Annotated in this window: 19 protein-coding genes; 1 reads left to right on the forward strand and 18 read right to left on the reverse strand. The window is 37.5% G+C overall.

The features are described from left to right. The first annotated feature begins 3 nt into the window (after window positions 1-3). Window positions 4-1,176, forward strand: a complete 1,173-nt coding sequence (locus tag KKI44_RS17820) for a Pycsar system effector family protein (RefSeq protein WP_214591184.1) — start codon at window positions 4-6, stop codon at window positions 1,174-1,176. A gap of 45 nt (window positions 1,177-1,221) precedes the next feature. Here the strand turns inward: KKI44_RS17820 and KKI44_RS17825 are convergent, their stop codons facing one another. From KKI44_RS17825 to KKI44_RS17910, 18 genes are all read right to left on the reverse strand, one after another. Continuing rightward, a complete protein-coding gene (locus KKI44_RS17825; protein WP_214588563.1) occupies window positions 1,222-3,525 on the reverse strand; it encodes a GAF domain-containing protein in 2,304 nt (767 codons plus the stop codon). Window positions 3,526-3,602: 77 nt separating this feature from the next. Further along, window positions 3,603-4,988: an NADH-quinone oxidoreductase subunit N gene (locus tag KKI44_RS17830; protein WP_214588564.1), complete on the reverse strand. Its 1,386-nt coding sequence runs from the start codon at window positions 4,986-4,988 to the stop codon at window positions 3,603-3,605. Between the two features lie 16 nt (window positions 4,989-5,004). After that, complete coding sequence (locus tag KKI44_RS17835) at window positions 5,005-6,498, reverse strand: NuoM family protein (protein WP_214588565.1); 1,494 nt, start codon at window positions 6,496-6,498, stop codon at window positions 5,005-5,007. Further along, window positions 6,498-8,411 carry an NADH-quinone oxidoreductase subunit L gene (gene nuoL / locus KKI44_RS17840; RefSeq protein ID WP_214588566.1) on the reverse strand — a complete coding sequence of 638 codons (1,914 nt, stop codon included), beginning with the start codon at window positions 8,409-8,411 and terminating at the stop codon, window positions 6,498-6,500. The genes KKI44_RS17835 and nuoL overlap by 1 nt, the downstream gene beginning before the upstream one ends. 2 nt (window positions 8,412-8,413) lie before the next feature. Then, a complete protein-coding gene (nuoK, locus tag KKI44_RS17845; protein WP_027380123.1) occupies window positions 8,414-8,743 on the reverse strand; it encodes an NADH-quinone oxidoreductase subunit NuoK in 330 nt (109 codons plus the stop codon). Between the two features lie 4 nt (window positions 8,744-8,747). Further along, the gene (locus KKI44_RS17850; RefSeq protein WP_214588567.1) at window positions 8,748-9,245 is read right to left on the reverse strand and encodes an NADH-quinone oxidoreductase subunit J; all 498 of its coding nucleotides are present in this window, start codon (window positions 9,243-9,245) and stop codon (window positions 8,748-8,750) included. Next, on the reverse strand, window positions 9,245-9,802 hold the full coding sequence (locus KKI44_RS17855; RefSeq protein WP_029298761.1) for a NuoI/complex I 23 kDa subunit family protein: 558 nt from the start codon (window positions 9,800-9,802) through the stop codon (window positions 9,245-9,247). Before KKI44_RS17855 ends, KKI44_RS17850 begins: the two co-directional genes overlap by 1 nt. Before the next feature lie 128 nt (window positions 9,803-9,930). Then, complete coding sequence (gene nuoH, locus KKI44_RS17860) at window positions 9,931-10,995, reverse strand: NADH-quinone oxidoreductase subunit NuoH (RefSeq protein WP_087705823.1); 1,065 nt, start codon at window positions 10,993-10,995, stop codon at window positions 9,931-9,933. Window positions 10,996-11,074: 79 nt separating this feature from the next. Then, window positions 11,075-12,073, reverse strand: a complete 999-nt coding sequence (locus KKI44_RS17865; protein WP_076393025.1) for a 2Fe-2S iron-sulfur cluster-binding protein — start codon at window positions 12,071-12,073, stop codon at window positions 11,075-11,077. 42 nt (window positions 12,074-12,115) lie between these two features. Next, the gene (locus KKI44_RS17870) at window positions 12,116-13,000 is read right to left on the reverse strand and encodes a hypothetical protein (RefSeq protein WP_116098510.1); all 885 of its coding nucleotides are present in this window, start codon (window positions 12,998-13,000) and stop codon (window positions 12,116-12,118) included. A 1-nt stretch (window position 13,001) separates the two neighbouring features. Beyond that, window positions 13,002-14,360: an NADH-quinone oxidoreductase subunit NuoF gene (nuoF, locus tag KKI44_RS17875; protein ID WP_076393023.1), complete on the reverse strand. Its 1,359-nt coding sequence runs from the start codon at window positions 14,358-14,360 to the stop codon at window positions 13,002-13,004. 102 nt (window positions 14,361-14,462) lie between these two features. Beyond that, window positions 14,463-14,972, reverse strand: a complete 510-nt coding sequence (gene nuoE, locus KKI44_RS17880; protein WP_076393021.1) for a complex I 24 kDa subunit family protein — start codon at window positions 14,970-14,972, stop codon at window positions 14,463-14,465. Window positions 14,973-15,110: 138 nt separating this feature from the next. Then, a complete protein-coding gene (nuoD, locus tag KKI44_RS17885) occupies window positions 15,111-16,334 on the reverse strand; it encodes an NADH dehydrogenase (quinone) subunit D (RefSeq protein WP_076393019.1) in 1,224 nt (407 codons plus the stop codon). 64 nt (window positions 16,335-16,398) lie between these two features. Continuing rightward, the gene (locus tag KKI44_RS17890; protein ID WP_076393017.1) at window positions 16,399-16,893 is read right to left on the reverse strand and encodes an NADH-quinone oxidoreductase subunit C; all 495 of its coding nucleotides are present in this window, start codon (window positions 16,891-16,893) and stop codon (window positions 16,399-16,401) included. Window positions 16,894-16,897: 4 nt separating this feature from the next. Further along, window positions 16,898-17,458 carry an NADH-quinone oxidoreductase subunit B gene (locus tag KKI44_RS17895; RefSeq protein WP_047397471.1) on the reverse strand — a complete coding sequence of 187 codons (561 nt, stop codon included), beginning with the start codon at window positions 17,456-17,458 and terminating at the stop codon, window positions 16,898-16,900. 104 nt (window positions 17,459-17,562) lie between these two features. After that, entirely contained in the window at window positions 17,563-17,934 is a 372-nt protein-coding gene (locus tag KKI44_RS17900) for an NADH-quinone oxidoreductase subunit A (RefSeq protein ID WP_027380112.1), read from the reverse strand. Window positions 17,935-18,055: 121 nt separating this feature from the next. Continuing rightward, complete coding sequence (locus tag KKI44_RS17905; protein WP_175608814.1) at window positions 18,056-18,232, reverse strand: hypothetical protein; 177 nt, start codon at window positions 18,230-18,232, stop codon at window positions 18,056-18,058. Window positions 18,233-18,274: 42 nt separating this feature from the next. Continuing rightward, window positions 18,275-19,402, reverse strand: coding sequence for a GNAT family N-acetyltransferase (locus KKI44_RS17910; RefSeq protein ID WP_214588568.1), 1,128 nt, complete (start codon window positions 19,400-19,402; stop codon window positions 18,275-18,277). Between the last annotated feature and the right edge of the window lie 95 nt (window positions 19,403-19,497).

Here is a 19,497-nt window from a genome sequence, read left to right on the forward strand (position 1 = left end):
ATGATGAATATTTTAAAAAAAGCCAAAGACTATGTCGAAACCTTATTCAAAGATAAACTATCTTCAGTATATTCTTATCATAATTTTATACATACTACCTTTACAGTAAATAAGGCCGAAGAAATTCTCAAAAACACTCCGGTTTCTGATGAAGATCAGGAAAAAGTGATTCTGGCTCTCTGGTTTCATGATACAGGTTACATAGAGTGTGCCAAAAATCATGAAGAAGCAGGAGTAAAGATTATGAAAGATTTTCTGCAGCAGGAAAACTATCCCGAAAACTATATCGAAGATGTTTCCAAGCTTATTTTAGCAACTAAAATAACGTACGTTCCGCAAAATCTTCTGGAAAAAATAGTGAAAGACGCAGACTGCAGCCATTTTGCAAGCCACGATTATAACGATATTTCCGATGCATTGAGAAAAGAGTGGGAGCTAACCAATGTACGATGCTATTCTAACGACGAATGGAATGCCGGAAATCTGGATATGCTGAAAAATAAACATCAGTTCTATACAGAGTATGCAAAAAAAGAATGGCAGCCTTTGAAGGAGAAGAACATCAAAAAAATTAAAAAGAAATTGGAAAAAGATGAGGATAAAGAAGAGAGTTCTGAAAACAAAAAGTCAAAGGAAAAAGAACCGAAATCCGACAGAAGTGTAGATACTTTATTCAGAGTCACTTTAAGCAACCATACAAGACTGAGTGATATTGCCGACAGCAAAGCGAATATCCTTCTTTCTGTAAATGCCATCATCATTTCGGTTTGTCTTTCTGTTTTGGTTCCGAAGCTGGATACGCCTAAGAATTCACATCTTATTATTCCGAGTTTTATCCTGCTTTTATCTGCGGTTCTTACCATCATTTTTGCCATATTATCCACAAAACCGAATGTAACTAAAGCAAAATTCAGCTTACAGGATGTTGCCGACAGAAAGGTGAATCTTTTATTCTTCGGAAATTTCAACAGGATGATTTTTGATGATTATCAGAATGCAATGAATGTTCTCATCAAAGACCGCGATTATATCTATGATTCTATGGTGAAAGATTTGTATTTTTTAGGAAAGGTTTTAGACAGAAAATACAGGCTTTTATCCATTACCTATAAGATTTTTATGGCAGGAATCGTAATTTCTGTTCTCTCTTTCGGATATGCTTTTTTAAGCCTCTAAATAGAATGTAAAAAGATTAAAGCTCATCCGGATCGGATGAGTTTTTTATTGTGCTAATGAAACTCTTAATGCTAAAAGTCCTGTAATTCCCTGCAAATCTTCTACTTTTAAGAATTCAATATCATTCCGGAGAACTTCTTTCTTTTGTAATTTATTGATGTAATCGAGATATTCTCTCTGGTTTTCCATACCAAAATAAACGATGGTTATTTTTCCGGGGCAGGTAATTCTGTCGGTGGAATCTTTTACGTGCGCTTTATCAAGGCGTTTTTTGATGATTTCGTAATAAGAATTGTAAGCTCCGTCTACATCAAAACGTTTTTCGTCCATTCTGAAGCGGATATCTATTTTTTCGTTATACACAAAAATCAGCGAAGCAATATCAAGACAAACTGGAAGATCTTTCTTAAAATTATGGAATTCAATTTCCATATTGCAGATGGTCTTTAGCTGCCAGTAACGAAGTTTATGTACAATTTTAGAATGGTAATGCAGTTCGGGAGCAATATTCTGCCCGGTATACAAATTATGCTCCACCCCATCAGATTTAAACCTTTCATAATAGTGCGGAAAAATCTGCTGTGCCTGTATTTGGGCTTCATCCAGAACATCCGCAAGTTTTCGGTTAACCAGTGTTATAGAATCATCCAGACTTTTTCTGTTGGCGTAAAACAGATCGGTCTGATGGAAAACCTGTGCAAAATAATCTTTAATCTTAGCTTTTACTTCACTGGAAGACTTTATTTCCAGTTTTGCCTGAAGATAAGGATGAATTTCTTCCCTTAATAATCGCTGGAATCTCTGTTCGGTATCAGCTTTTATTTCATTATTGAGCTCATTTTCGAAAATATCTAAATCCGGTAAAAATTTTTCCGAGTCCGATTTGGTTAAATTAAAAATCGCATGAAGGGATTCAATCTGCTGGTTGAGATCTTCGAGCATGAGATTATATCTTTTTTCCGAAGAAGAACGGATGTCTGAAAATCCGAAAAGCGGTGTCAGATTTTTAAAAGAAATCTCCTTTAAGGAATACATTTTTTTACCAAGAGAGGCGTTAAAATACTTTTCAGCCTCGTTTCTGAATTTCCATACCACACTGTCGTGAATCGTTGTATATTCACGCTGTATGATTGCTTCAATCTGATAATTTTTTTCAAAACTGAACCGGCTCAGCGAGAAGATAATCATGTTGCTGAATGATTCCATTTTTTTTAATTTCAGACCGTTGAAACTGTTGGGAATCGGCGAGGTGAATTCCATAATAGCCAGAAGCTCATTGTCTTTCACAATCGGAATGACCATAAAGCTATTGATCTTATTTTCCTTCAAAATACTGAAAGAAGGTTTCGCTTTTGCCTCTTCCTCAAGATAGTTGAGGTTAGAAACTACAATGGGCTTTGGATTATAGTGCAGATTGATGATGGTGTTTTTTCTAGTGTCTTCGTCAATAGAATTAATCCAGAAATTCAGCACATGATTGGTAAAAATATTTTCATAGACCGGCATTTTTTCCAGTTTCTGTTCTTTCTTGTTGTAAAGCATCAAACCAAAATTCAGCTCCGGAATATCAAAATATGACTTAAATATTTCAATAAGATTTTCGTCCTGCGAGAAATTTTCAGTATCTACTTCAATCATAGTAGATTTCAGATCAGAGAGTGCAATTTCACTGGTGCAGTCAACGAGAGAAATGATGGTAAATCCTTTTAAAATCCAGGATTCCGGCGGAAAATGTTTCTTCCACAGTTTAAAGTCGTCTAAATTTTCCAGCAGAATATCCAGAATTTCATCGGAAGGAATTTTTGTGCCTTCTGCGGGAAATATTTCCGTAAAATCGGCATTCACCGTTATTTTATAATGCTTCATGATTCCCTGCGCATTGGGAATATCATAATAAAAAGGAATGGTACTTTTTATATCTTTTTTGAAGTAACTCTGTAAAATGAGACAGCAGCAGAAAACATAGAATTCATCATCATCAATATCACGCAGTCCGATTTCGAAATCTTTTCCGGCATCTTTCAAAATCGCTTTAAAACGATCCGTGTAATTAAAGGTGACATTGGAAATCGGAACGCTTGCCGCTTTTATTTCGTTATTGGTGAGTCCGGTAGGGAATAGGTCTGCAAGAAGAAGTTTGATGAGGTCTTCATTTTTTTCCAATAGAGATACATCCTGAAATCCGTTGCGGAATTCATTGAAGTTTTTGGTTTTCTCAATTAAAGATTCAGCATAATTGGCACGGTATTCCAAACGGTCATTGTATCGAATGTGTTCCAACACATCCAAATATTTTTTGAACGAAATAAAAACCTGAAATGGAGTGTCTTTTTTATATAGCTGTGACACAAAAACTGAAATTTAGAGTAAAGGTAAAAAAAAAACCACAACTTAAAGGTTGTGGTTCTCTATTTTAATATGATTTTTTATAATCCGAAAAGTCTTGCAAACAGATCCGGGAAAACTCCAAGAACAACAATGGATACAATAACAAATACTCCTACGATATTGTACGTGATCGTTACTTTTTCTGAAGATTTAAATGTACTTTCTTTGAAGAAGAACATGGAAATAATCAGTCTCAAATAATAAGCAATAGAAACGGCTGAACCTAAAACAGCGATCAAAACAAGGAAAACTCCGTGTTGAGAATTCATTGCCTGAGAAAATAAAGAGAATTTCCCCATGAAACCTGCGGTTAAAGGAATTCCTGCCATTGAAAGCATGGAAATCGCTGCCGTAGCTGCCAATAAAGGTTCTGTTTTTGCCAATCCTTTGAACGCTCCGAAAGAGGTTTCTCTTTTCAGTTTTTCAACATAAATCAGACACATGAAAACTCCTACTGTAGCCAAAGCGTATGCAAATAAATAGAACGCTAGATTATAAGTAGAAAGACTTGTCATTCCGAAGAATACCAAACCGATGTATCCTGCGTGAGAAACTGAAGAGTATGCCAACATTCTTTTCGCATTTGTCTGAGCCAGTCCCATAACGTTTGCCAAAAGCAATGTAATGATTAAGAATACTCCGAATACATTGATCCAGTTTTCGGTAACTCCGCCAAATCCTATTGTCATTAATCTGAACAATGCGAAAAATCCTGAGATTTTTACCACACTCGCCATGAAAGCGGTGATTAATGAAGGCGCTCCGTAATAAACATCCGGACTCCACATATGGAAAGGCGCTAATGCAACCTTGAATGCCAATGCGCAAAGAATCAAAAGAACGCCTAAGATGAACATCACATCTTTAGGGTTTGAAACTCCGAAATCCTGAATTTTATATAAATCGAAACTTCCTACACTTCCGTAGATGAATGCAATCCCGAATAATAGGAAACCTGTTGCAAATGCGCCCATAAGGAAATACTTGATGGAAGCTTCGTTGGATCTCAAATCTGTTTTGTTAGCTCCCGCCATTACATACAAAGGAATAGAAAGGATTTCAACTCCTAAGAACAGCGTTACCATATTCTGATATCCGAAAAGGATAATCCCGCCACAAAGAGCGAAAAGCATTAAAGCATACAGTTCAGACTGGTGGCTTCTGTGGTTGCTGAATGCAAAACCGCCCAGAAAGAATAACAATAATGTCGTTACGATTGATATTTTTGTGAATAGCGCAGTATTGGCGGTGTAGTCATACATATGTTTGTACTGTCCGAAGAAAGCACATTCCGGCATGAAACTTACCCATAATGCGATGATTAATCCCAAAATCCCAATGTACCTTGCGAATTTCCCTTGTTCAAAAACTCCTGAAAATAACGCAACAACTGCCGTTAGGAAAACAATAATTAAAACACTCATTTCTTAAAATATCAAATTAGCTTACCATTGATTGGTAGATAAACTTCAACGAACTATTCACCATTTCGATTATCGGTTGTGGGAAAATACCAAATACAATCACAAAAACCGCTAAACTTGCCAATACAGAGAATTCTGTTGCGGAAAGATCTTTTACTGTGCTTAAAACAGCTTCATCACCCTGTCCGAACATTGCTTTTCCGTAGAATCTCAATAGATATACCGCACAAAGAATTACGGTAAGACCTGCAATTACTGCTGCCAATCCGTTAAAATCGTACACCGATTTCAGCAGAATAAATTCCCCGATGAATCCATTGGTCAATGGAACTCCCATTGAACCTAATATAATGATCAGGAACAATACGGCAAACTTAGGAGCAACTTTCGCCAAACCTCCCATCTGTCTGATGTCTCTTGATTTAAATCTTTTGTATAAAATATCGCAGCAGTAGAACAAACCTACAACGTTAATACCGTGAGCAAAAGTCTGTACCAAAGCTCCTTCAGCACCTTCGATATTGAAGTTTCCTCTTAAGGTTATTACGGCTGAAGCAAAAATACCTGCCACCATTAATCCAACGTGAGAGAAAGAAGAATATGCAATAATTCTCTTCATATCAGTCTGGATAATCGCGATTAAAGCCCCGTGAACAATTCCCACAATAGCTAAGATAATCACAATCTGTCCTGAAATTCCTGCAATCGGAAGGGGAGTGATCGGTAAAAGATAACGCATAACTCCGTAGATCGCCATTTTCAGCATGATCCCTGATAAAAGCATCGAACCTTGTGTTGGCGAATAGGTATACGTATCCGGCTGCCATGTGTGGAAAGGGAAAACCGGCAATTTCACTGCAAAAGCAAAGAAAATGAACCAGAATACAACGGTTTGTTGTGTTTCGTTTAACTGGGCATTATATAAATCTGTCAGCGCAAAAGAGGCAGAGTGATTGTATACATAAATCAATCCTGCTAACATGAATAATGATCCAACGAAAGTATAAACGAAGAATTTAGTAGTGAATTCAAATCTTTTATTTTCCTGACCCCAGATTCCTGCAATAAACCAGATCGGAATCAAAGTTACTTCCCAGAAAATGTAGAAGAGCAAACCGTCCAGCGAAGTGAAAACTCCTACAAGACCGAACTGCATCAACAGAATTAAACCATAGAATGTATTTCTGTAGCTTACATTTTCGTTAAATGAAGATAAAATAATGATGGGCGCCAGAATATTGGTTAACAATAAAAGAAGTAAACTCATCCCATCGATTCCGAAATGGAGAGAACTCTTCATAAATTGTGACCAAGGATAGTTGATCTCGTGCTGTAATACGCTGTCTACCGTAGGATTAAAATCAAAATCCGCAGTGATGTAGAAGGTAATCAGCATTTGTACCAACGCAATTCCCAGTGCCAAATATTTGCTGGATTTATCTTTCCATGCAAAAACTAATCCCGAACCTACCAGAGGTAATAGTAATAGTGTTAATAATAAACCAGACATTATTGTAATATAAAGTTAACAATCAGTATAATTCCCACAGCCAAAGACATGATTAAGATGTAATTCTCAACATTTCCGTTCTGGATACGCTTCATAGCTTTTCCGCTGTCTTCAGCGCCTTCACCTACGAAGTCTACAAAACGATCAAGAATCCCTTTATCAAACATCTTTCCTCCGCGTCCTAATCCTTCAACAGTTTTTACAATTAATGCATTGTAAATTTCGTCAATGTATAATTTTTTAGCAGACAGTTTTTCCCATCCTGTGTACTGCTGTTCCGGTAATGCCTGTTTTTTCTTATTCACATAAGTATTTTTAACAAGGAACCAAACGCAGAAGAACATTACAACTGTTGCTCCTAAAAGTATCATTTCAGCCCCAAACGGAACTCCCGAAAGAGTTGCTTCCATTTGTTTAAAGCTTTCCTCTGTAAGAACCGGCTTCAGCCATTCCATTAATTTGGCATAATGACCGTGACCAATGAAGTGAGGAAGGTTAATTAATCCACCCAAAACAGAAAGAACAGCCAATACGATCAATGGTAATGTCATATTCGAAGGACTTTCGTGTAAGTGGTGTTTTTGTTCTTCTGTACCTCTGAACTCCCCGTGGAAAGTAAGATAGTACAATCTGAACATATACGTAGCCGTAACAGCCGCTAAAACAAATAAAATTACCCAGTATACCGGATTTTTAGCGAAAGCTGCCACTAAAATTTCGTCTTTAGATATCATCCCTGAAAGCAAAGGGAATCCTGAAATTGCCAATGTTCCGATAAGGAATGTAGCATGTGTGATAGGAATGTATTTTTTCAGACCTCCCATAAAACGCATATCCTGTTCGTTGCTCATCGCATGGATTACAGAACCTGCTCCCAAGAATAATAATGCCTTGAAGAAAGCGTGTGTCATTACGTGGAACATCGCTGTTGTATAAGCTCCAAGCCCTAAAGCGATGAACATAAATCCAAGCTGAGAAACGGTAGAATATGCCAATACTTTTTTGATGTCGTTCTGACGTAATGCGTAGAATCCTGCCAAAGCCGCCGTTAAGAATCCGATGAATAAAATCACTCCCTGAACGGTTGGTGCCAAAGTGAATAAGAAGTTGGATCTTACCACTAAATAAATACCTGCCGTTACCATGGTAGCTGCGTGAATTAACGCTGAAACCGGAGTAGGTCCCGCCATCGCATCCGGTAACCATGTATATAATGGAACCTGAGCAGATTTACCGGTAGCACCGATAAATAAACTCGTTGTAATGAAAATGATTACCGTTCCGTCTAATTCAAATTTTCCTGCATTTTCTTTGATTGTTAAATAATCTACAGCATTCGTCTGTGAAGCTAACATGAAAATACCGATCAATAAAGCAAGGTCACCAATTCTGTTCATGATGAACGCTTTTCTTGCCGCTTTACCATACTCTTCGTTGGTATACCAGAATCCGATCAGTAGATAAGAACACAATCCTACACCTTCCCATCCGATGAACAGGATTAAGTAGTTGCTTCCCATTACCAATAGTAACATAGAGAATATGAATAGATTTAAATAAGTAAAAAACTTATAGAAACCTTTATCGTGGCTCATATATCCGATAGAGTAGAGGTGAATTAAAGATCCGATTCCTGTGATGATCATCACCATCATTAATGATAACTGATCGATCTGGAATCCGAAATTAATCTGAACTCCGTTTATTCTGAACCATTCAAAAGCTTTTACAATAACAGGCTGGCTTTCAGAATCAAAATTCATGAAAATACTTACTGCGATGCAGAAAGATGCAAAAACCATTGCTGTAGCTAAACTACCAACAACAATTTTTGGAAGATTTTTTCCGAAAAGTCCGTTTATAAGAAAACCTAAAAGTGGTAAAAGTATTATTGCATACACTAAATTTTCCATTCTTATCCTCTTAATTTATTAAATATACTTACATCAACAGAACGGGTATTTCTATACAGCATAGCAATAATTGCCAGACCTACCGCTACTTCCGCAGCAGCAACCACCATAATGAAGAAAACTAAAAGTTGTCCGTCGCCGTTACCTTTGTATGCAGAAAACGCAGCCAGTAAAAGGTTTACAGAATTCAGCATAAGCTCTACACAACCCAAAATAACAATTGCATTTTTCCTCAGCAATACTCCTAAAACTCCCAAACAGAATAATACTGATGAAAGAATAATGAAGTAATTCAGAGGGATGCTTTGTATAAATGTATTTACTTCTCCCATAATTTTATAGATCTTTTTTACCGATTAATACCGCACCTACAATACCTGCCAGAATAAGGATGGATGCAAGCTCAAACGGCAAAACATATTCATTAAACAAAAGTCTTCCCAGATTTTTCGTCAGACCAACACCGTTGTCTACATTTTCAACAACGATCTGTTTCTGCTGAACGCCCCTGAAAACGCCTAAAACTCCAATTAACAAAAGTCCTGCTGTAAAAACTCCGGCAAATTTTAAAGTATTGCCCTTCTTACTTTCGTCTTGTTTATTAAGGTTAAGCATCATCAGAATGTAAAGGAACAATACCATGATCGCTCCGGCATACACAATAATCTGGATAATCGCAAGGAACTGTGCATTCAGAAGGATGTACATGCCCGCAATAGAAAACATCGTAACAATTAATGACAAAACAGCATACAGAGGATTTCTCGCAAAAACGAAGTAAACCGCACTTGCCACTGCTAAAAACGCCACCAAGAAAAATAAAAACTGATCCATTATTTTACCGCATTTTTTTGTTTCTCGGATTGTCTTTCAGTGATGTCAATCCTTTCATTTATTTTTTCCACCAATTTATCTTTTCCGTAAATGAAAGAACCTCTGTTGGTTTCCACGTCCACCAATCTGTCGGTAAGATAGATCGCAGATTTCGGACAGGCTTCTTCACACATACCACAGAAAATACATCTCAGCATATTAATTTCATATACCGATGCATATTTTTCTTCTCTGTAAAGATGCTTTTCTTCTTTGGTTCTTTCAGCAGCAGTCATAGTAATTGCTTCTGCAGGACATGCTACCGCACAAAGTCCGCAAGCCGTACATCTTTCTCTGCCTTCTTCGTCTCTTTTCAAAACGTGCTGACCTCTCCAGATATCTGCTCTCGGTTTCTGTACTTCCGGATACGAGTATACTGCGGGAGCACCTTTTAATACGGTTCTTACAGCATGCTTAAATGTAATCCCCATTCCTGTAAAAATCGCAGGTAAGTAGATTTTTTCAGCAAGGGTCATTTCTTTATTAGAAACAACTTTTGATCTGTTCGTAAGTTTCATTTAATTATAGATGTTAGATGTTAGACATTAGATTTTAGACGAATCTTGCCTGTTATCTTAATTTTTAATATTCTATTCATACACAAACCTTATAGGTTTTTAAAACCTATAAGGTTTAGATACATTAATTAATTTCCAAATGCTAAAATTACAGCACCTGTAATTAATAAGTTGACCAATGCCATCGGAATCAGAGTTTTCCATCCTAAGTGCATTAATTGGTCATATCTGAATCTCGGAAGTGTCCATCTGATCCACATAAAGATCAGAATTCCGATGATGGTTTTAATTAAAAACGCCACAATACTTAAAATTCCGGCAGTATTTTCTCCCCAGTTTTGAGTAACCCATTCAATTCCGGGATAATTGTAACCTCCGAAGAACAGAACAACCATGAAAGCATTCGAAATAAACATATTCACGTATTCACCGAACATATACAATCCTAATTTCATGGAAGAATACTCTGTAGAATATCCTGTTACCAATTCAGATTCACACTCAGGTAAATCGAAAGGGTGTCTGTTGGTTTCTGCCAAAGCCGCTACAATAAATACTAAGAAAGCAATCGGCTGATAGAAAATATTCCAGTTAAGACCCGAAACCCAAGGAATGAATCCCCATAGTTTTCCGTTTGTCTGGCTTTCCGTAATTTCTTTTAAGTCTAAACTTCCTGTCATCATAATGATAGAAAGCAAAGCCAATCCCATTGCCAATTCATAAGAAATCATCTGAGAAGAAGCACGGATCGCTCCTAATAATGAATATTTGTTGTTAGAAGCCCAACCTCCGATCATAATTCCGTAGACTCCGATGGAAGCCATTCCGATGATGAATAGTACACCAACATCGATGTTTGCCACCTGAAGATCGTAAGAAGTACCTGCAATATTTAAACTTTTACCCCAAGGAATAACTGCTCCTGTGATTAATGAAATAAACATCACCAAAGCCGGTCCCAGTACGAAAAGGAATTTTTCTGCATTGGCAGGGGTAAAATCTTCTTTAAAGAAAAACTTTCCACCGTCGGCTAAAGGCTGAAGCAATCCGAAAGGTCCTGATCTGTTGGGACCAATTCTGTCCTGCATGATAGAAGCTACTTTTCTTTCTGCCCAGGTAGAGTAGGCTGCAATCGTTAACGAAAGCAGGAAAAGCGCAAATACAAGTATAAGTTTAAATGTAAGTAAATCCATTCTGAATTTTAGATTTTAGATTCTAGATTATAGATTGTAATTCATTTAAAATCTATAATTTAAAATTTATAATTTAGTATTATTTTTCGTCTTTTTCACTGATTTCCTTTGCCATCGGATTGTCTAAAACTCTCAGTTCATCTTTAGGCTTTTCGTAGTGGTTCAATGAAATTACTGAGTGTCTGTCGATATGTCTCGGACCTTCAATGTTCCAGTCAGAAAGTTCTTTTCTGTCGAAACGGCAGGTGTCGCAGATAAATTCTTCAACTTCTCCCCACTGATCTTTTCTTGCGGTAACTCTCACGATTTCATCGCCCTTCATCCAGACTACAGCTTTTCCGGAACATTTATCACATTTGCAGGTAGCGTTCATCGGTTTTGTAAACCATACTCTGCTTGAAAAACGTGCTGTTCTGTCGGTTAATGCTCCTACAGGACAAACGTCGATTACGTTTCCGATGAAATCATTATCCAAAGCTTTATTTAAGTAGGTTGAAATTTCAGCGTGATCTCCTCTGAACAAAATTCCGTGTTCTCTTTCTCCGGTAAGCTGGTTTGCAGCGAGTACACATCTTGCACAAAGAATACAACGGTTCATATTCAGTTTGATGTGCGGACCCAAATCATCGGCATCGTACGTATTTCTTTCGAACTCCGTTCTGGTTTCAAGATTTCCATGTTCATACCCTAAATCCTGAAGGTGACATTCTCCCGCCTGATCGCAGATAGGGCAGTCTAAAGGGTGGTTTACCAAAAGGAATTCGGTAACTGCTTTTCTTCCTTCCTGAGCTTTTTCAGAAGTAAGATTTTTTACTTCCATCCCATCCATAACGTTGGTTCTGCAGCTTGCCACCAATTTCGGCATAGGACGCGGATCTGCTTCAGATCCTTTGGAAACTTCCACAAGGCAGGTTCTGCATCTTCCGCCACTGGTTTCCAGTTTGCTGTAGTAGCACATTGCAGGAGGTACAGATTTTCCGCCGATTTGTCTTGCAGCTTCCAGAATAGAAGTACCCGGCAAAACTTCAGTAGTCTGTCCGTCTATCGTTATTTTGAATTTTTTAACCTCTTCGCTCATATTCTATGCTTTTCGCTTTTGCCTTAGCAATTAAGCTCTGTTTTAATTATACTTTTTTGTATTAAATGTATATCCTATTCCGGCAAGAACCTGTCCGAAAACAAAATCCTGTCTGGCTTTATCCGGTTTATTATTTAATGTCGTTTTAATGTCCCACATATTGATGTATCCGGCTTTTACTTCTGCTCTTAGCATCCAGTTTTTCCAGAATACAAGGTTAAGACTGGATCTTAAATCGGTTCCCATTCCGGCAACGTGAAAACGGTCGCTTCTCTCGTTACCAAAAAGCTTTACATTACTTTTCGGAAACATAAACCCAATTCCGGCTCCATAAGACCATACCAGATCAATGTTCTTTTTATGAACTAGATTTTTGTATTTTTCAAGCCCTACGTTTTCATAATTTAATCCGTCTGTATGCTCAAAAGTAAGGAACTTTTCATCAGCAAGATTTACCTGCCCGTTCTGTACCATGGCTGCATATTTCGGATCTGAAATATTTCCTGAGAACCCAACCGTCTGATCCTGGTTCATTACATATTTCATATGATCAATTCCTAAAACCAAAGCTAAATTATCTTTAATAAAATAACCAAGTCTGAAATTATATTGTGTCACTGTAAACCAACTTGGATCGAAATAAACAATTCCGAATTTTGTTGGTCTGTCTTTCGCAGAGACATTGTTTAACTGAAAATCATAACCGTTTCCTGAGAAATGAATGTCAGAATTGCTGTAAGCCGCTCTGTTCCATCCGTAGAAAACGAAAACCTGACCTTTTTTGCTTAAGGGTAAAGGTTTTTCTTTCTTTTCAGCTTTGTATGGAGTAGCCTCCAGTTTATATTCTTTTTCTTCTAATGTATCTTTTTTTACCTGTCCGAAAACAAAACCCGACATCATTAGACCTAATGCCAATATCTTTTTCATCTTAAGCGTTCTTCTCTACAGCAGGAATTGGATCTGCATAATGTGCTAAACCGTAATTTTGTGTCTGAGACAATTCTGGGTTTTTGATGTGCCATTCGAATTCATCTCTGAAGTGACGAATAGCCGCTGCAACAGGCCATGCTGCTGCATCACCTAACGGACAAATTGTGTTTCCTTCGATTTTTCTTTGGATATCCCAAAGTAGATCGATGTCTTCCATTTTTCCTTCTCCTTTCTCGATTTTCTTTAAAATCTTGTACATCCATCCCGTTCCTTCACGGCAAGGTGTACATTGTCCGCAACTTTCGTGATTGTAAAATCTCGCTAAAGTCATGGTATGTTCTACGATACACTGATCTTCATCCAAAACGATGAACCCTCCTGAACCCATCATGGTTCCGGTAGCAAATCCACCGTCAGCCAAAGATTCATAGTTCATGTATCTTGGTTCTCCGTTTACGGTTTTTAATAATAAATTGGCAGGAACAATCGGAACTGAGCTTCCTCCCGGAATACAGGCTTTTAATCTTTTTCCGTCCTTAATACCGCCGCAATATTCTTCAGAGTAAATGAATTCTTCAACCGTAATAGTCATGTCGATTTCATAAACTCCAGGTTTGTTGATGTTTCCACAAGCTGAAATTAATTTCGTACCTGTAGATCTTCCCACTCCTATTTTAGCGTATTCAGCTCCTGTAATTTCAATGATTGGAACAACGGCCGCAATAGATTCAACGTTGTTTACTACCGTTGGTCTTTCCCAAAGTCCTTTTACAGCAGGGAATGGCGGTTTCAGTCTCGGATTTCCTCTTTTACCTTCAAGAGATTCAAGCAATGCAGTTTCTTCACCACAGATGTATGCTCCACCACCTCTTTGAACGTAAATTTCGCAATCGAAACCGGTTCCTAAAATATTTTTACCTAAAAATCCTGCTGCCTTAGCTTCTTCAATTGCTTCTTCAAGAATATCCGGAATCCATGAATATTCTCCACGGATGTAGATATAAGAAACATTGGAACCTAAACAGTATGATGAGATCAGCATTCCTTCGATCAGTAAGTGAGGAAGAAACTCCATCAGATATCTGTCTTTGAATGTTCCCGGTTCAGATTCATCGGCATTTACAACAAGGTGTCTCGGAACGCCTTCCGGCTTTGCAAGGAAACTCCATTTCATTCCTGTTGGGAATCCTGCTCCACCACGTCCACGAAGTCCTGAAGCTTTTACTTCTTCAAGAATTTCGTCAGGAGTCATTTTTAAAGCCTTTTCAGCAGCTTCGTAACCGCCGTTTTTACGGTAGGTTTCAAAGTAGCGGATGCCTTCAATATGTGCGTTTTTAAGTAAAAGTTTTTTACTCATTGTTATTTGCTTCTTGCAATAGGCTTTTGGCTTCTTGCATTAATTATGATTAAACGTTAAGTGAATAATTTAAAATCTAAAATGTAGAATTTAAAATTTCTGTTAGTCTAAAGCGATCTGTCCTTCTCTGCAAAGATCAAGGATCTCGTCTACTTTTTCTATCGTTAAATTTTCATGGAAAAATTTTCCAAGCTGCATCATCGGAGCATATCCACAAGCTCCCAGACATTCAGCAGGTTTTAAAGTAAACATTCCGTCTTCCGTGGTCTGTCCGTCTTTAATGTTCAGTTTTGTACGGATATGGTCTAGGATTTTTTCACTTCCCGAAACCATACAAGGTCCGGTTCTGCAAACTTCCAGAACATATTTACCTACCGGCTTCATGTTGAACATGGTATAGAAAGTAGCTACTTCATAAACTTCGATAGGTTTGATACTCAATAATTCTGCAACATAATCCATTACCGGAACGTCTAACCAGCCTCCGAATTCTTTCTGTGCCAAATGAAGTACAGGAATAAGGGCAGATTTTTGTCTTCCTTCAGGATATCTTGCGATGATTTTATGTACCTGTGCTAAACTTTCCGGTTTAAAAGCTATTGTTTCGCTCATATTTAAAGATTTTAGATTTTAGATTTTAGATTTTAGATGAAAATCTTAGTTCTAAAAATCTTATCAATTTTGATATTAATTTATATTTAAAGAGTTTAGATTAATTTAAAATTTATAACCCAAAATCTATAATTTCTTTTATGCGTCTAATTCTCCCGCAATAATATTCATACTACACATCGTAACGATCGCATCTGAAATTACAGAACCTGTAATCATTTCAGGATACGCCTGATAGTAGATGAAACAAGGTCTTCTGAAATGCAGTCGGTAAGGGCTTCTTCCGCCATCACTCACCAGATAGAAACCTAATTCTCCGTTTCCGCCTTCTACAGCATGGTAAACTTCACCTTTAGGTACATCTGTTTCTCCCATTACAATTTTGAAATGGTAAATGAGTGCTTCCATTTTCTTGTAAACATCTGCCTTTTCAGGAAGATAGAAATCCGGAACATCCGCGTGGAATGGTCCTTCAGGAAGGTTTTCGTATGCTTGTTTGATGATTTTGATAGATTCCCAGATTTCCTGCTGACGAACCATGAAACGGTCGTAGGTATCTCCGGAAGTTCCCACCGGAATGATAAAGTCGAAATCCTGGTAAGAAGAATAAGGCTGCGCAACTCTCACGTCATAATCCACACCTGTTGCACGTAAATTAGGACCTGTGAAACCATAGCTTAATGCTCTTTCTGCAGAAATAGATCCTGCTCCGATGGTTCTGTCCATAAAGATTCTGTTTCTTTCTAATAATGTACAGAATTCTTTGAATCTTGGCGGGAACGTTTTAAGGAAATCCTTTAATAACTCATGGAATTTTGGAGTGAAATCTCTTTCAAAACCTCCGATTCTTCCCATATTGGTCGTCATTCTAGCGCCGCAGATCTGCTCATACATATCGTAGATACGTTCTCTTTCGATGAACATATAAGTAAGACCGGTGATTGCTCCGGAGTCCATTCCCGTTACACCGTTACAGATCAGGTGATCTCCGATCCTTGCAAGCTCCATTAAAATAACACGCATATAGTCTACACGTTTAGGAACTTCAACGCCGATTAGTTTTTCAACCGTCATGTGCCAACCTAAATTGTTAATCGGCGCAGAACAGTAATTCATACGGTCGGTAAGGGTAGTGATCTGAGAGTAGTTTCTTCTTTCTGAAATTTTCTCAAATGCTCTGTGGATATATCCCACAGTCTGCTCTGCATGAAGGATTCTTTCTCCGTCCATCGTTAAGATATTCTGGAAAATACCGTGCGTTGCAGGGTGGGTAGGTCCTAAATTGAGGGTGTATAACTGTCCGTCAATCTGTTCCTTACTTTCGTATTGGTTGAGTATATTAGATAATGAGTTATCTTTCATAATGATTGCTTTTAGCTATTTGCTTCTGGCTATTGGCTTGCTGCCATTGGTGCCATTCGCTTTTTTATCTTCCGAACATGCTGTCGTTCTTATCCGTTCTTGTTCCGTCTTCCAAACGATATTCTTTCAGCATCGGGTGGTAACCAAGATCTTCCATATTTAAAATAGGTCTCAGATCCGGATGTCCTTTAAATTTGATTCCGTAGAAGTCATACGTTTCTCTTTCCATCCAGTTGGCTCCTGCATACAGTTCCACTAAAGAATCTACCTCGATGTTTTCTCTGGACATGAATATTTTCAGACGTAATCTGAAGTTCGTCATCATGTTGTGCAGGTGATAAACCACGCCGATTTCCTTTTCCGGAAACTCAGGGTAATGGATTCCGCACACATCGGTAAGGAAATTGATTTCCAGTGATGAATCTTTCAGATAGTGAACGATTTTCTTCAGGTCTTCCTTTTTTACCTCAATCGTCAGCATTCCGTAAGGCTCTGAACTTGCAATAACAGACTCCGGAAATTCTCTTGTAATTGCTTCTAATACAAATTCGTTTGTCATTCCGTTAGTTGCTAATATTGTAAGAATCTAGTAATTTCTGATATTCAGGCATATCTCTTCTTCTGATGCTTTCGCTTTCTGCCAAAGCCTGAACCTGCATTACGCCCTCAATAATCTGTTCAGGTCTCGGAGGACATCCCGGAACGTAAACGTCTACCGGAATAATTTTGTCAATACCCTGTAAAACAGAATATGTATCAAAAATACCACCGCTGGAAGCGCAGGCTCCAACTGCAACTACCCATTTCGGTTCTGCCATCTGAGTGTATACTTCTTTCAGGACAGGTCCTAATTTTTTGGATATTGTTCCGCAAACCATCAACATATCTGCCTGTCTTGGAGAGAAAGAGTTTCTTTCCATACCAAATCTGGAAGCATCGTATGTTGGATTCAGCGTAGCCATAAACTCAATACCGCAACAAGAGGTTGCAAATGGTAACGGCCAAAGAGAAAATTTTCTTGCCATCCCGATTACACTGCTCAGTTTCGTTGCGAAAAACCCTTCTCCTTCAAATCCTTCCGGAGCAGGTGCATCTGTTCTTATTACTGGTTTGTTATCTGACATTTTAGTAGATTTTAGATTTTAAATTTTAGATTCTAAATTATTGTTAATGTAAACTTTAATCGAAAATCGCCATCTAAAATTTGTAATTTAAAATTTATAATTTCTTATTTATCCCAATCTAAAGCGCCTCTTTTCCACACATAGAAAAATGCCATGAAAAAGATTGCCACGAATGTAAGAACGGCAAGGAATCCTTCCATTCCGAATTCTCTGAAGTTTACTGCGTACGGATAAAAAAATACGATTTCAATATCGAATAATACGAATAATACCGCCGTCAAAAAGTACTTAATGGAAAACGGTGTTCTTGCATTTCCTTCTACCGGGACTCCACACTCCCAGCTTTGGTTTTTCACAGAATTTCCTTTTTTCTGTTTCGGACCTAAAAAATGCGCTCCAAGCAAAGAAATGGCTACGAAACCGATCGCAACACCTGCTTGTATAAGGATTGGAATATAACTTTCAGGTAAATTCATTTTTGCATTATTATCTCAATTTGCAAATTTAGCGAATAAACAAGAAAGCATGAAATTTATGAGGTTAAAAGTGGCTCCAAAATAGGCAAAACGGATAATTTAGAATCATTAAAAATAACAATTATTTTTTCATTTTTCTAATGAGAGAATACGCCATAAAGGAAATATAGGCAAAAAGGAGACTTGCGTAGATAATATTCACCGCCGTATTGGTTCTGTCGTCCGGTAACTGGAAAAATAAATTGTATGCAATAAATCCGGCAATTAAAATTCCGAAAATGATGAGTTGTGGTTTCATATTTTAAAACTTACAATAAGTCTACTTTTTGATGATGAAAAATTATTTGATTTCCAGAGCGTAGGTTCTCCTTCTTTTATGGTTTACGGGATTGTAATCCTGCCAAAGAAGCTGAATGCTTTTGTTTTCTTCCAGTTCAGGATTCGTTTCCAGGTATTTTACTCCTTTTTTATTGAAGATATCCCAGATTTCTTTGAAAATAATGGAAGTTACACCGCGTCTCTGATAATCGGGATGAATTCCGATCAGGTAAAAATTAGCCCTGTCGTTTTTCTTTCCCGCCTGTAAAAAATGCCACCATCCGAAAGGAAGCAGTTTGCCTTTGGATTTTTGCAAAGCTTTTGAATAGGAAGGCATTGTAATAGCAAATGAAATCAGATGGTCATTTTCATCGGCAATACATACGATGAAATCTTTATCGATTAAAGGGAAATATTTTTCTTTATAGGTTTTCCTTTGTTCGTCCGAAATAGGAGTGTAGGTGGAAAGGTGCTTGTACGTTTCATCTAGCAGATCAAACATCGCATCCACATACTGAAGGATTTCTTCTTTAGATTTAAATCTTAAAACTTTCAGATGGTATTTCTGGGAAATTAATTCATTGAATTTGTAAATTTTCTCCGGCAGAGAATCCGGGAACATAATTTCAAATTCCACCCATTCCTTTTCTTTGGTTAAACCCAGTTTTTCAAGATGTTTCGGATAATAATCATGATTGTAAATTCCGATCATCGTTGCCAGTTTATCGAAGCCTAAAGTCAGCATTCCGGCTTTGTCAAGGTTGGTGAAACCCATTGGTCCTTCAATCTTTTCGATATTTTTTTCTTTGGCGTATTCAACTGCTTTTCCAATGAGTGCCTGAGAGACTTTTTCATCATCAATAAAATCAATCCAGCCAAAACGTACTTTTCTTATCCCTAGTTCGCGTTCTTCCTTATGATTGATCATTAAGGCAATTCTTCCGACGATTTTATTATTCTGATATGCAAGAAACTGTTTGGCTTCAGAGTATTGCAGCGCAGGATTTTCCTTCGGGTTCCATATTTTAATCTCATCATTAATAAGAGACGGAACATAATACGGATTGTTTTTGTACAGATCCATCGGAAATCTTACGAATTGCTTTAGCTGATCGCTGTTTTTTACCTCAATAACTGAAATTTCTGACATGATTCTTTCGTGAAATTATGGAACAAATATAGCTAAATTAATACAATACTTTGGCACAGTTTTTACATCATATGGGATGAAAAGTATATTATTAA

This window comes from Chryseobacterium sp. ZHDP1 (genome assembly GCF_018603435.1).
Classification (GTDB): Bacteria; Bacteroidota; Bacteroidia; order Flavobacteriales; family Weeksellaceae; genus Chryseobacterium; species Chryseobacterium indicum.